Annotated in this window: 12 protein-coding genes; all 12 read left to right on the top strand. The window is 37.0% G+C overall.

What is annotated here, in order from left to right:
- Nucleotides 1-37 precede the first annotated feature (37 nt).
- The 12 genes from ACWJAF_RS06445 (at nucleotide 38) to ACWJAF_RS06390 (ending at nucleotide 14,797) form a co-directional block, all read left to right on the top strand.
- On the top strand, nucleotides 38-1,222 hold the full coding sequence (locus tag ACWJAF_RS06445; protein WP_448862936.1) for a MerR family transcriptional regulator: 1,185 nt from the start codon (nucleotides 38-40) through the stop codon (nucleotides 1,220-1,222).
- A 171-nt stretch (nucleotides 1,223-1,393) separates the two neighbouring features.
- Nucleotides 1,394-2,290 carry a glucose-1-phosphate thymidylyltransferase RfbA gene (gene rfbA, locus ACWJAF_RS06440; protein WP_296092548.1) on the top strand — a complete coding sequence of 299 codons (897 nt, stop codon included), beginning with the start codon at nucleotides 1,394-1,396 and terminating at the stop codon, nucleotides 2,288-2,290.
- Nucleotides 2,291-2,383: 93 nt separating this feature from the next.
- Nucleotides 2,384-3,415, top strand: a complete 1,032-nt coding sequence (rfbB, locus tag ACWJAF_RS06435; RefSeq protein ID WP_296030632.1) for a dTDP-glucose 4,6-dehydratase — start codon at nucleotides 2,384-2,386, stop codon at nucleotides 3,413-3,415.
- Entirely contained in the window at nucleotides 3,415-4,356 is a 942-nt protein-coding gene (gene rfbD / locus ACWJAF_RS06430; RefSeq protein ID WP_296030629.1) for a dTDP-4-dehydrorhamnose reductase, read from the top strand. Before rfbB ends, rfbD begins: the two co-directional genes overlap by 1 nt.
- A gap of 78 nt (nucleotides 4,357-4,434) precedes the next feature.
- Nucleotides 4,435-5,043: a dTDP-4-dehydrorhamnose 3,5-epimerase gene (gene rfbC, locus ACWJAF_RS06425; protein WP_296030626.1), complete on the top strand. Its 609-nt coding sequence runs from the start codon at nucleotides 4,435-4,437 to the stop codon at nucleotides 5,041-5,043.
- Between the two features lie 176 nt (nucleotides 5,044-5,219).
- Nucleotides 5,220-7,040, top strand: coding sequence for a glycosyltransferase family 2 protein (locus ACWJAF_RS06420; protein WP_296030623.1), 1,821 nt, complete (start codon nucleotides 5,220-5,222; stop codon nucleotides 7,038-7,040).
- Nucleotides 7,041-7,050: 10 nt separating this feature from the next.
- Nucleotides 7,051-8,004, top strand: coding sequence for a glycosyltransferase family 2 protein (locus ACWJAF_RS06415; protein ID WP_448862935.1), 954 nt, complete (start codon nucleotides 7,051-7,053; stop codon nucleotides 8,002-8,004).
- Between the two features lie 27 nt (nucleotides 8,005-8,031).
- Nucleotides 8,032-9,435, top strand: coding sequence for an undecaprenyl-phosphate glucose phosphotransferase (locus ACWJAF_RS06410; RefSeq protein ID WP_296030617.1), 1,404 nt, complete (start codon nucleotides 8,032-8,034; stop codon nucleotides 9,433-9,435).
- A gap of 16 nt (nucleotides 9,436-9,451) precedes the next feature.
- Nucleotides 9,452-10,558: an LCP family protein gene (locus tag ACWJAF_RS06405; protein ID WP_448862934.1), complete on the top strand. Its 1,107-nt coding sequence runs from the start codon at nucleotides 9,452-9,454 to the stop codon at nucleotides 10,556-10,558.
- A complete protein-coding gene (locus ACWJAF_RS06400; protein WP_448862933.1) occupies nucleotides 10,536-11,477 on the top strand; it encodes a glycosyltransferase in 942 nt (313 codons plus the stop codon). Before ACWJAF_RS06405 ends, ACWJAF_RS06400 begins: the two co-directional genes overlap by 23 nt.
- 116 nt (nucleotides 11,478-11,593) lie before the next feature.
- Nucleotides 11,594-13,036: an LCP family protein gene (locus ACWJAF_RS06395; RefSeq protein ID WP_448862932.1), complete on the top strand. Its 1,443-nt coding sequence runs from the start codon at nucleotides 11,594-11,596 to the stop codon at nucleotides 13,034-13,036.
- Between the two features lie 42 nt (nucleotides 13,037-13,078).
- Nucleotides 13,079-14,797 (top strand): cohesin domain-containing protein, encoded by a 1,719-nt coding sequence (locus ACWJAF_RS06390; RefSeq protein WP_448862931.1) that lies wholly within the window; start codon nucleotides 13,079-13,081, stop codon nucleotides 14,795-14,797.
- The last annotated feature ends 75 nt before the right edge of the window (nucleotides 14,798-14,872 follow it).

Genomic DNA, 14,872 nt, shown 5'->3' with positions numbered 1-14,872 from the left:
GCTGTTAAATATGCGTGAAAAAGGAGATAGAGCATTCATGAAAAAAGAAGGTTATTACTCATCCGGTGAATTTGCACGTATGGCGCATGTGACTTTGCGGACAATTCGTTATTATGATAAACAGAATATATTAAAACCATCTTATGTAACGGAGGCTGGTGCAAGATTTTATACAGATGAGGATTTTGCAAGACTGCAGCAGATCCTACTGTTGAAATATCTGGGATTTTCGCTGGATGATATCAGAGATATGACCATTGATGATGCGGATTATCATTTCATGCTGAACTCTCTGAATATCCAGCTGAAGCTGGTAAGAGACAGAATTGAACAGATGCAGCTGGTGGAAAAAGCGATTCAGGATACTTCGGAGATGATACAAAAAGAGCATTCTATTGATTGGAGCCAGATGCTGAATCTGATTCACCTGACGGGAATGGAAAAGAGTATGAAGAACCAGTATCAGGATGCATCCAATATATCTGCAAGAATTAATCTTCACAGCTTGTATTCTAAGAATAAACAAGGCTGGTTTTCCTGGGTTTATGAACAGTTGAATATAAAAGAAGGACAGAAAATTCTGGAAATTGGATGTGGAGACGGAACGTTGTGGGCAAAGGATAAGGGAAAACTTCCTGCTCATGTAGAGGTAGTGCTGTCAGATGTTTCGGATGGAATGTTAAGGGATGCCAGACGTACCATCGGGACAACAGATGAGAGATTCCACTTTCGGGTATTTCCGGCACAGAAGATACCGTACGGAGAGAATGAGTTTGACCTTGTGGTTGCAGATCATGTATTGTTTTACTGCGAAGATGTGGAAAAAGCATGCCAGGAGATCAGACGTGTATTAAAGCCAGGAGGGATACTTATCTGTAGCACATATGGGAATGAGCATATGAAAGAAGTAAGTGAACTGGTTGGAAAATTTGATGACAGAATCGTTCTGGCAGCAGAAAAATTGTATGAACGATTTGGAAGAGAAAATGGGGAAGAAATCTTAAAACCATTTTTTGAATGTGTGGAGTGGAAAGAGTATGAAGATTATCTGCTGGTATCAGAACCGGAACCGTTGATTTCCTATATTCTTTCCTGTCATGGCAATCAGGGACAGTATATCCTGGACCGTTATAAAGAATTTCAGTCTTATGTGAGAAAAAAAACAGCTGGAGGCTTTAGGATTACGAAGGATGCAGGTGTTTTTAGCTGCAAAAAATCTTAAGATGTTCTTAAATATTACAAAAAAGTTACAATTTTTGAAAAAAATACTTGAAGGTAACCTAAGGTCATCTTTTATAATGCAATTAAAGTAAGAAAAAAGACTAGAAGAAAAAGACTTGAATAACTGAAGAAGAACTTGAAAACCTATTTATTATAAGAGGAGGTTCCTGAAATGAAAGGAATTATTTTAGCAGGTGGTTCAGGCACACGTCTGTACCCATTAACAATGGTAACTTCAAAACAGTTACTGCCAATCTATGACAAGCCAATGATCTATTATCCGATGTCAGTACTTATGAACGCCGGAATCCGTGATATCCTGATCATCTCAACACCACAGGATACACCAAGATTTAAAGAACTGCTCGGAGATGGACATCAGTTTGGTGTAAATCTGTCTTATGCAGTACAGCCAAGTCCGGATGGACTTGCGCAGGCTTTCATCATCGGTGAAGAATTTATCGGAGATGATACAGTAGCCATGGTTCTTGGAGACAATATCTTTGCAGGACACGGACTGAATAAACGTCTGAAAGCAGCTGTTGAAAATGCAGAATCAGGAAAAGGTGCTACAGTATTCGGATACTACGTAGATGATCCGGAGCGTTTTGGTATCGTAGAATTCGATCATGACGGAAAAGCTATTTCCATCGAAGAAAAACCGGCACAGCCAAAGAGTAATTATTGTGTAACAGGACTTTATTTCTACGACAACAACGTTGTAAAATATGCCAAAGAATTAAAACCAAGTGCACGTGGAGAGCTGGAGATCACAGATCTTAACCGCGTATATCTTGAAAAAGGCAACCTGAATGTAGAACTTCTCGGTCAGGGATTCACATGGCTTGATACAGGTACACATGAAAGCCTTGTTGATGCAACAAACTTTGTTAAGACAGTTGAGACACATCAGCATCGTAAGATCGCATGTCTGGAAGAGATTGCATACCTGAATGGATGGATCAGCAAGGATGAGATCATGGAAGTATATGAAGTGCTGAAGAAAAACCAGTACGGACAGTACTTAAAAGACGTCCTGGATGGAAAATACAGAGAAAATCTGTATTAGAATTTCAGCTGAAATCGAGAATTTAAGATAGCGGACAGGATTCTTTATAGAAAGAATCCTGTATACAATAAAAAGAAAAGAGGAAATAAGAAAATGACAATTATCGTAACCGGAGGAGCCGGATTCATTGGAAGTAACTTTGTATTTCATATGTTAAATAAATACCCAGATTATCGTATCGTTTGTCTGGACTGCCTGACATATGCAGGAAACTTATCTACACTGGAACCAGTTATGGACAACCCGAATTTCCGTTTTGTAAAAGAAAGCATCACAGACCGTGAAGCAGTTTACAAATTATTTGAAGAAGAAAAACCAGACATGGTTGTAAACTTCGCAGCAGAAAGCCACGTAGACCGTTCTATCGAGAACCCGGAAGTATTCCTGGATACAAATATCAAAGGTACAGCAGTACTTATGGATGCATGTAGAAAATATGGTATCAAACGTTACCACCAGGTATCTACAGATGAAGTATACGGAGATCTGCCACTTGACAGACCAGACCTGTTCTTCACAGAGGAGACACCAATTCATACAAGCAGCCCATACAGCTCATCAAAAGCTGCAGCAGACCTGTTAGTTCTTGCTTATCACAGAACATACGGACTGCCTGTAACAATCAGTAGATGTTCTAACAACTACGGACCATATCACTTCCCAGAGAAGCTGATCCCGCTTATGATCGCAAATGCATTAAATGACAAACCGCTTCCGGTATACGGAGAAGGTTTAAATGTACGTGACTGGTTATACGTAGAAGATCACTGCAAAGCAATCGATCTGATCATTCATAACGGAAGAGTCGGAGAAGTATATAACGTAGGTGGACACAACGAAAAGACAAACATCGAGATCGTTAAGATTATCTGTAAAGAACTTGGAAAACCAGAAAGTCTGATTACACATGTAGAAGACCGTAAAGGACACGATATGCGTTACGCAATCGACCCAACTAAGATCCACAACGAACTTGGATGGCTTCCAGAGACAAAATTCGAAGATGGTATCAAAAAGACAATCAAATGGTATCTGGATAATAAAGAATGGTGGGAGACAATCATTTCCGGAGAATACCAGAACTACTATGAAAAAATGTATGCTCATCGAGAGGAGATCAAATAATGAAAGTATTAGTGACAGGTGTTGGCGGACAGCTTGGTCATGATGTAATGAACGAACTTGCAGCTCGTGGATACGAGGGAATTGGTTCTGACATTAAAGAAACATACAGTGGGATCCAGGACGGAACAGCGGTAACAACTATGCCATATGTGCCAATGGATATTACAGATGCAGGATCTGTAGAAAAGGTCCTGACAGAAGCAAAACCGGATGTTGTTGTACACTGTGCAGCATGGACAGCCGTAGATCTTGCAGAAGACGATGACAAGAAAGAAATCGTAAAAGCTGTTAATGCAACAGGAACAAAGAACATTGCAGATGTATGTAAAAAACTGGATTGCAAGATGGTATATATCAGCACAGATTATGTATTCGACGGACAGGGCGAGAAAGCCTGGGAGCCAGACTGCAAAGATTACAAGCCTCTGAATGTATACGGTGAAACAAAACTTGCCGGAGAACTGGCAGTTTCAGAGACACTGGAGAAATACTTTATCGTACGTATTGCGTGGGTATTTGGTAAAAATGGTAAGAACTTCATCAAGACAATGTTAAATGTTGCAAAGACACACGATACATTGAAAGTTGTAAACGACCAGATTGGAACACCAACTTATACATTTGACCTTGCAAGACTTCTTGTAGACATGATTGAAACAGAAAAATATGGTTATTATCATGCAACAAACGAAGGCGGATATATCAGCTGGTATGACTTCACAAAAGAAATCTTTCGTCAGGCAACGGAGCTTGGCCATGAAGAATACAGCGAAGATAAAGTAACAGTTCTTCCTGTAACCACAGAAGAGTATGGTGTATCCAAAGCGGCAAGACCTTTCAATAGCCGCCTGGATAAGAGCAAACTTGTAGAAAATGGATTTACTCCACTTCCGACATGGCAGGATGCACTTGGAAGATATCTGAAAGAAATTGAATTTTAATTATATATATCTTAAAACTAATCTCAGCCACTGTTTGTGGCTGGGATTAAATCACATTTAAATAAGGAGACAGATAAAATGGGACAGATTAAAGTAGAAAAAAATGCAGGCGGAATCCAGGGACTTTGTGTAATTGAACCAACTGTTCATGGAGATGCAAGAGGATACTTTATGGAAACATACAACCAGAAAGATATGGAAGAAGCAGGTCTTACCATGCAGTTTGTACAGGATAACCAGTCAAGCTCTACAAAAGGTGTGTTAAGAGGACTTCACTTCCAGAAAGAGTTCCCACAGGGAAAACTGGTCCGTGTCGTAAAAGGATCTGTATTCGATGTTGCGGTTGACTTAAGAAGTGACAGCGAGACATATGGTAAATGGTTCGGCGTAGAACTGACAGAAGAAAATAAAAAACAGTTCTATATTCCGGAAGGATTCGCACACGGATTCCTGGTATTAAGTGATCTTGCTGAGTTCTGCTACAAATGTACAGACTTCTATCATCCGGGAGATGAAGGCGGACTGGCATGGAATGATCCTGAGATCGGTATTGAATGGCCGACATTGACAGGAGAATATAAAGGAACTGCTTCCGGCGAAGGCTATGCACTGGAAGATGGAACTCCACTGAACTTAAGTGATAAAGACCAGCTGTGGGTGGGATTGAAAGATACATTCCATTTCTAGACATTAAATATAACGAAAATAAGATATTGTTAATGCTTGAAAGGTTTATAAAGTATGTTTATATAGTGCTAATTCATATAATATTAAGAATATAAATATTGCCGAAATGTTAACCGTATGTTACAATGATTCAGATAAAAAGGAAGATTATGTAATTATATGAGAGGATATTCTCTATGAGCAATGGATTAGATTATATAAATATAATAAAAAAAGTATCCCCTTACAATTTAAAGAAGGGGATACTTTATTTGCGTCATTATGGACCCAAAGGCTTTTGGATTAAACTTACTGAACGGTTTCAGAAGACAGATATTGATTATAAAGAATGGCTACAGGAGCACAAACCATCTGAAAAAGAATTAGAAAAGCAAAAAAATCAGGTGTTTGCATATGCGCCAAAGATCAGTGTACTTGTACCAGTATATAATACACCGGAAGAGTTCCTGAAACAGATGATTCAATCTGTGAGAGTACAGACTTATCCAAACTGGGAACTTTGTATTGCCAATGCGAATCCTGCCAATGATAATGTAAGAAGAATCCTTGATATTTGTACAAGAAAAGATTCCAGAATCAAAGTTGTAGATGTGGTGGAAAATGAAGGAATTGCGCAGAATACGAACAGAGCATTGGATATTGCAACGGGGGAATATGTGGGACTGTTGGATCATGATGATTTGTTAGAAGAATCTGCGTTATATGAAATTGTAAAACGCATAAATGAAAATGAAAAGACAGATGTATTATATTCAGATGAGGATAAAGTAACCACCAATCTGGAAGAGTATTTTGCACCCAATTTTAAGCCGGATTTTAATTTGGACATGCTGAGATCGAATAATTACATCTGTCATTTTTTTGTTGCTAAAAAAGAACTGGTAGAAGAGGTGGGAAGGTTTCGGGCAGTGTATAATGGAGCCCAGGATTATGATCTGATTTTGCGCTGTGTGGAAAAAGCAGAACATATTGAGCATATTGCGAAAATTTTGTATCATTGGAGAATTCATCAAGAATCAACGGCGGACAATCCGTTGAGTAAAATGTACGCTTATGATGCTGGCAAGGAGGCAATTGAAGAACACCTGAAGCGTTGTCAGACAGAAGGAGAGGTGTCGCTTACTGATAATCTTGGTTTTTATAGAGTGAAATATAAAATATCGGGAAATCCGTTGATATCTATTCTGATTCCAAATAAGGATCAGAAGGAAACATTGGATAAGTGCTTAAGGTCAATTGAAAAATTGACGGATTACGACAATTATGAAATAATTATTATAGAAAATAACAGTACGGAAAAAGAAACTTTTGAATATTATAATGAGATAAGTAAGAAAGAAAAAATCAGGGTAATATATTGGCAAGGAGAATTTAATTATTCTGCAATTAATAATTTCGGAGCAGGACATGCAAGGGGCGATTATTTGTTACTTTTAAATAATGATATGGAAGTAATAAACGGAGACTGGCTGCAAGAAATGCTATCACACTGCCAGAGAGAAGAAGTAGGTGCAGTAGGTGCAAGGCTCTATTACCCAGATGATACAGTTCAACATGCAGGAATTATAATCGGAATTGGTGGTGTTGCCGGCAGTGTATTTGTTGGAATGAAAAGGGGATATACTGGTTATATGCATAGAGCTTCTATACAACAGGATCTTAGTGCGGTTACGGCGGCATGTATGTTGATTAAGAGGTCTGTGTTTGAAGAAGTTGGTGGGTTGGAAGAAAAACTGCAAATAGCGTTTAATGATGTGGATTTGTGCCTGCGAATTCGCAAAAAAGGATATTTAATTGTATATGACCCATATGTAGAATTATATCATTATGAATCAAAGACAAGAGGACCGGAAGATACAAAAGAAAAAGTAAGAAGGTTTCAAAGTGAGATTGAATATATGCGAAGTCATTGGATTTCAATTCTGAAAAATGGTGATCCGGCATATAATCCGAATCTTACATTGAAAAAATGGGATTATTCTTTAAAGGTAAACTAACGGAGAAAATATGTGCGAAGTAACAATTGTAATACCAAATTATAAAGGAAAAGAATATTTACTACATTGTGTCAGAAGTTTGCATGAAAATGATGATACAGATAAAAAGATTCTGATTGTAGATAATGCATCGGCAGATGGAAGTGTAGAAGAGGTTCAGAAGTTTTATCCAGATGTAGAGTTTATAATGCTAGATAAGAATTGTGGATTTTGCAAGGCAGTGAATATAGGGATAGAAAAAACGGAAACTCCATATGTAATTCTTTTAAATAACGATACTATTATTAAAAAGGATTTTGTGTTCTATCTTTTGCATGCAATCAAAAAAGATCCAAACTTGTTTTCGGTAGAGCCGAAGATGATTCAATATCATGATCAGACAAAAATAGATAGTGCAGGTACTTATTATAATGCTCTGGGGTGGGCATATGCATACGGAAAAGATAAAGATAAAGAGTTATATAATTCTTGCAGAAAAATATTTGCTGCCTGCGGAGGGGCATCTATCTATAAAAGATCAGTGTTTGAAAAGATAGGAATGTTTGATGAAAAGCATTTTGCTTATCTGGAAGATGTAGATATTGGATACCGGGCGAGGATTAAAGGGTTCACGAACGCATATGAACCCAAAGCACAGGTTATACATGTAGGAAGCGCGGCAAGTGGTGCAAGATATAATGGATTTAAGATACGCTTATCTTCAAGAAATAACGTGTATTTGATTTATAAAAATATGCCGGTGTTGCAAATTGTTATTAATTTACCATTTTTATTGATGGGATTTTTGATTAAGTATATCTTCTTCTTGAAAAAAGGATTTGGGAAAATTTATCTGAAAGGATTAAAAGAGGGAATTTTGATGTGCGAAAGAAAAGATAAAGTACATTATGTAAAAGGAACTCTGAAAAATTATATAAAGATACAAATTGAGCTGTGGGTAAATGTACTTAGACGTTTTTTGTAAATAAAAAGATAAAGTTGGTGAAATAAGTTGATTAAGGAAAATCAAAACTTTTTAAATAAAATGCATGTGGTTCTGGATGCTTTTGTGATTGTAATATCGTATATCCTGTCTTGGTATCTACGTTTCAGAAGTGGGATATTTGAGATGGATCCGTGGTATCTGTCTTTGCAAGTTTATATGAGTGTATTGGTATTCATTGTGCCGGGATATCTAATCCTATATTACATTTTTCAATTATATACACCTAAACGTGTAAAAGGAAGAAGACTGGAAGCATGGAATATCTTACAGGCTAATACGATTGGCTTCATGGTATTTATTCTGGTGTTGTATTTCAAACATCAGGCAGATTTTTCCAGAACAATGATATTTGTATTTTACTGTATTAATATTTTTCTGGAAATTGTAGAAAGAAATCTGATAAGGCTGGGACTTCGGAAAATCCGAAGTCAGGGATTTAATCAAAAACATATTCTTCTGATAGGTTACAGCCGGGCGGCAGAACAATATATAGATAGAATTCTTGTTAATCCTGATTGGGGATATAGTGTCAGAGGAATTCTGGCGGATAATGTACCGAGAGGAACGGAATATAAAGGAATAAAAGTGCTTGGAAGAATTGACAATTTGGAGATTGTACTTCCAGAGAACAAATTAGATGAAATTGTTATTACGCTGGGACTTGCGGAATATCACAAACTTGAAAGAATTGTAAAAATGTGCGAAAAGTCCGGGGTGCATACAAAGTTCATACCGGATTATAATAATGTCATACCGACAAAACCATATACAGAGGATCTGCAAGGACTTCCTGTTATAAATATAAGACGGGTTCCATTAAGTGATCCGCTTAATAAGTGGATGAAACGAGGAGTTGATATATTTGGTGCGGTTGTTGCCATTATTTTATTTTCGCCGGTTATGGTGGTCACAGCCGTCATGATAAAAAAAACATCACCGGGGCCGTTGATTTTTTCGCAGGAGAGAGTAGGATTACAGAATAAACCGTTTAAAATGTATAAGTTTCGTTCTATGATCGTCCAAGATGAAAAGAAAGAGAAAAAAGGCTGGACAACAAAAGATGATCCGCGTGTAACAACAGTTGGCCGATTTATAAGAAAAACAAGTATTGATGAATTGCCACAACTTTTTAACGTATTAAGAGGTGATATGAGTCTGGTAGGACCGAGACCGGAACGTCCACAGTTTGTCGAAAAATTTAAAGAAGAAATTCCGCGATACATGATCAAACATCAAGTGCGTCCGGGACTTACAGGATGGGCGCAGGTAAATGGATACAGGGGTGACACATCGATTAAAAAGAGAATAGAACATGATTTATATTATATCGAAAACTGGACACTAGGATTTGATTTTAAAATTATATTTTTAACATTTTTTAAAGGATTTATCAATAAGAATGCCTATTAGCTTTTAAGGAGAAGTCATGAGTGAACAACAAAAAAAGAAGAAGTTAACTAGAAGACAGAGAGAAATACAAAGACAAAGACTGAAAAGGCGAAGAAGACGCAGAGTGACGGTAATGGTGGTCGAAATTATTATTTTATGTCTGCTCAGCGTGACGGTGTTTGCGCTGTTTAAGTTGGGAAAATTGAATCATACAAGCATTTCCAATGTAAAAAACAATGGATTAAAGCAGACTGGGTATACAAATGTAGCGTTGTTTGGCCTGGATTCCAGGGGAAGTGATCTTGGAAAAGGTAACCGGAGCGATACTATTATGATTGCAAGTATCAATAATGAAACAAAAGAAGTAAAATTGGTATCGGTTTACAGAGATACACTTTTAAAACAAAATGGAGAACATTATGATAAAGCAAATGCTGCATATTCTGTTGGGGGTCCGGAGACTGCGGTTAATATGTTGAACGAGAATCTGGACTTAGATATTGAAGATTACGTGGCTGTAAATTTCCTTGCACTCGCAGATGTTGTGGATATGGTTGATGGAATTAATATTGATATGACTCATGATGAGGTGGTACACATGAATAACTATTGTGTAGAAACTTCAAAGGTAACTGGAAAGAAATACAAAAAAATAGTTCCAGAAAAAGCCGGAAATTATCGGTTGAATGGAGTGCAGGCAGTGTCTTATGCAAGAATACGTTATACAGAAGGCGGAGATTATAAAAGAACAGAAAGACAGCGACTGGTACTTGAAAAAGTAATGAATAAATTAAAAAAGCAGGATCTGGTAACAATAAACAAGATTATCGATAAAGTGATGCCGGAGGTATCAACGAGTTTTTCGACGAAAGAAATTCTTCAGCTGGCAACAGGAATCTTTGATTATACATTGGAAGATACACAGGGATTTCCGACCGATTTGGAAACTCCGGAGAAGATTTCTGGATATACCGGTTCATATATTGTGCCAAAAGGATTGGAAGAGAATGTGATAAAATTGCATAAATTCCTTTTCGTGGATGAAAGTTATACGCCAACAGATAAATTACAGGAAATCAGTAATACCCTGATGGATATGACGGAAATATATCCGTCAAGTGATGATGGAAGTGATGAAACATAAGATGAATGAGCAGAAAATAGATGTACTGATTCCTGTTTACTGTCCGGGAAAAGAATTTGAGAGTATGCTGGAACGACTGGAAACACAAAATTATCCCATACATCGAATTATAGTGATGCATACAATAGATGGAAGAAACTTGGATCAATATGTAGAAAAATATAAGAATATCATAATAGTAGAAGTAGAAAAAGAAGAGTTCGATCATGGTGGAACCAGAGATAAGGGAATACGCAGTTCAGAAGCGGATATTATTGTGTGCATGACACAGGATGCATGTCCGGCAGATGATGAATTGATTGCGGAGCTGGTCTGGGCGATGAAAGAACCGGATGTGGAAGTGGCATATGCAAGGCAACTACCGAGACCTGAGGCGTCGATTTTAGAACAATATACACGTCAATTTAATTATCCCAAAGAGAGTTGTATCAAATCACAGGAAGATTTGAGGCAACTCGGAATAAAAACATTTTTTTGTTCGAATGTGTGTGCTGCATATGACAGGAAAGCATATATAGAAAATGGCGGATTTGAAAAGAAAACGATATTTAATGAAGATATGATTTATGCAGCAGGTGTTATAAAACGAGGAAAAAAGATTTATTATAATGCAGAAGCAAAAGTAATTCATTCTCATAATTATAATTTCAAACAACAATTGACGAGAAATTTTGATATGGCAGTTTCGCAAGCGCAACATCCAGAGATTTTTGCAAATGTAAGTTCAGAAAAAGAAGGAATGAAACTGGTAAAAAACACAGTGAAATATCTAATTAAAAATAAGCAACCTTTATTGATTGTAAAATTTTTTGTTGATTGTATTGCGAAATATACAGGATATTTTTTGGGGAAAAGGTATAGAAAATTACCTGAAAAATTGTTGCTGAAATGTACAATGAATCCAAGGTATTGGAACTGAAGGCAAAAACACATCGGAAAATGTTGAAATTTGCTTATAAATGGGGTAAGATGAAAAAAGATTTCGTATTAATAAAGGATGAAAGGTGATATTGAAATACAGAAAGGATATGAAAAATGGCGAGAGACGGTCGGAAGAAAGTAAGGCGTAGAGGGCGAAGAAACAAAAATGGTATTGCATCGTGGTCCCTGGGAAAGAAAATAGGATTAACTTTAGGTGGAACATTCCTTGCAGTTGCTTTACTTGGTGTAGTAATTGTGGCAAGTAAGATGAATAAATTAAATACAGAGAAATTGAATACAGAGAAATTGAATATATCTGACGAGGTAAAACATGACGAGGGATATACGAATGTAGCATTATTTGGATTGGATTCAAGAGAAAATGATCTTGGAAAAGGAAATCGTAGTGATACTATTATGATAGCAAGTTTGAATAATGAGACAAAAGAAATAAAAATAGTATCGGTCTATCGTGATACCTTACTTCAATTGGATGATGGAAGTTATAATAAAGCAAATGCGGCATATTCATATGGTGGCGCAGAAGGTGCAGTTTCTATGATTAATAGAAATATGGATCTGAATATTGAAAAATATGTGACAGTAAACTTTAATGCTTTAGTAGATGTTATAGATGCTGTTGGAGGACTGGATATTGATCTGACAGATGATGAAGTGGTACATATGAATAATTATTGTGTAGAAACTTCGAAAGTAACAGGGAAAGATTATGAAAGAATAGAGCCAGAAGTTGCAGGAACATATCATTTGAATGGAGTACAGGCAGTGTCTTATGCAAGAATCCGTTATACAGAAGGTGGTGATTTTAAACGGGCGCAAAGGCAGAGACTTGTATTGAAAAAAATCGCTGATAAAGCACAGAATATGAGTGTGGGAACTGTGAATAAAATTATTGATAGTGTATTTCCACAGATATCTACCAATTTTACTTTAACGGAGATGATTTCATATGCAAAAGATCTTACCAAATATAGTTTTGAAGATTCTATTGGATTTCCTTCTGAGAACACAACGGATTTATTAAATAAAGTAGGAAGTGTAGTAATTCCGAAGACACTTTCATCTAATCTTATGGAGGTACATCAATTTCTGTTCGGAAATGATGGGTATGAAGTGTCAGGAACTGTGCAGGATATTGAAAATGGTATTGCAGATAAGGCATCGGAACGTGCACAGGATGGAACAACTATAGAGGATGATGAGACGCCTGGATCAGCAGGTTATTCGGCGAATGGAACTGCTGGAAATAGTACTGCAGGAACAACTGAGGTAATGAGCAGAAATTATGAAAGTGGAACAACGACATCCGGAACTACAAGGTCTTACGGAGGTGGTACGGCATCGTCAGGTGGGACAACGACATCTGGTACTACAACGTCAGGTGGAACAACGACATCTGGAACTACATCTTCCGGAACGACAACGTCTGGAACTACATCTTCCGGAACAACATCTGGAGAAATATCTGGATCAGCTGGTGGAAGCTCAGAGAGCGGAGCAGGTGAAACAGGAGGAACAACAGAGGAAACAGAATAAATTTTCATAGTTTTATAATAAAAGAAAAAAGGGGTAAGTTACATGAAGAGACTAAAAAAAATATTAGTAACAGTCTTAATGATATGCTTAATGTGTCCATGCATATCAGTGATTACAGAAGCTGCAGAAGCTGAATTGCGCTTTTCGGATCCTTCAACAACGGTTGGAGCTGAGGTTGATGTTACAGTGAAATTATCTTCTGCATCATCTATAAGATCTATGGAAGCAGCATTAGAGTATGATACAAGCTCGTTAAAATTTATCAGTGGTGATAATGCAACTGAAAATGATGGTACAATCAAACTTATGTGGACTGGTTCTGGAACGACTGCAGAATTTGGATTGAAATTTCAGGCGTTACAGGAAGGAAATACTAATATTGAAGTTGCAAGTGCAAAAGGAACAAGCACAGATGGAACAACTTTAGATATTACGGAAGGAAGTTCGGCTATTACAATTGGAGAGGGGGATCCTTCTCTTATTCAGGATAATGCAAGTGATTCGACAGTTGGAACAGATACAACAGATAATGCAAGTGCAGTGACTGTAAAAATTGGAAAAAAAGAATATACAGTCAGCAATGATTTTTCAGACGCTTTGATTCCGGAAGGGTTTACTAGAAATGAAATATCTTTTGAAGGGACCAATTGTCAGGTGATTACACAGGAGTCAAGTGGTACAAATGCGATGTATCTGACAGAGAATGAAAGTGGAGTGGCGGATTTTTATTTGTATAATAATGATGATGGATCATTTTCTCCATTTGAAGAAGTAGAAATTTCAAAAGATCATTATATTATTCCTATTTTAAATGATGGCAAACTTAAGCTTTCGAATCAATATCAGAAAACTACATTAACATTAAATGGAAAAGAATTTGATACATGGCAGGATACGAAGAATGCTGAGTATTATATTATCTATGCGCTCAATTCTAATGGGGAAAAGACAACATATCGTTATGATACATCAGATGGCACTTATCAGAAATATGAACCGGAGACAAGTGAAACTTCGACTATATCTGGAAAGAATGGAAAAGGTCTCTGGGGAAAAGTATTAAATTTCGTAGAGAACTTCCTTGATATCGTAGTAATCATAGCGCTTGCTCTGATTCTGATTCTTGTTTTAGTGTTAATTGTTACATCCGTAAAACTTTATCACAGAGATCTGGAGCTGGATGATCTGTATGATGAATATGGTATTGATATGGATGAAGAAGAGGCTGAATTAAAAGCAAAGAAAAAAGAGGCTAAAGCTGGTAAAAAGGCGGCAAAGAAAGTGCAAAAAGAAGAAGCAAAGAAAGCCCCTAAAAAAGTACAGAAGGAAATTGCTGACGAAGATGAATTCGAAGGCTATAATGACGATGATTTTGATGATGAAGATCCATGGGCTACAGAGAATATAGCTAAAGCGATGAAAGAAGAGCCGGCAAAGAAGAAAATGTCAGAAACAAGACGTCTGGCAGCACAGTCTCTGGATGAATCAGGTCCGGCAATCAGAAAACCAGTGAACAATATTAGTATTCAGGATGATGATTTTGAAGTATTTGCGCCTCTTGATGAAGAAGAGTTTGATAACTTTGAAGGTTATTATGGAGAAGATGACGACGATGATTACGATATGTTCGGAGAGAGTGATTATGATGACGATGACATGTTTGATGAGACGTCAGATCTTCTGAGTAATCATCCGGAAAAGATCAGAAGTCATGCAGAGATGGATGATACATTCAAGATGGATGTTATTGATCTGGATTAATTACAGAATAAGCATTTAATAGTGAATATTAGAACAAAAAAGAACGATAGAATTTATCGTTCTTTTTTGTTGCGT

The sequence above is a fragment of the Dorea sp. genome, assembly GCF_977044405.1.
Note: the sequence above shows the minus strand (reverse complement) of the source record. Positions and strands in the feature narration are given on the sequence as shown.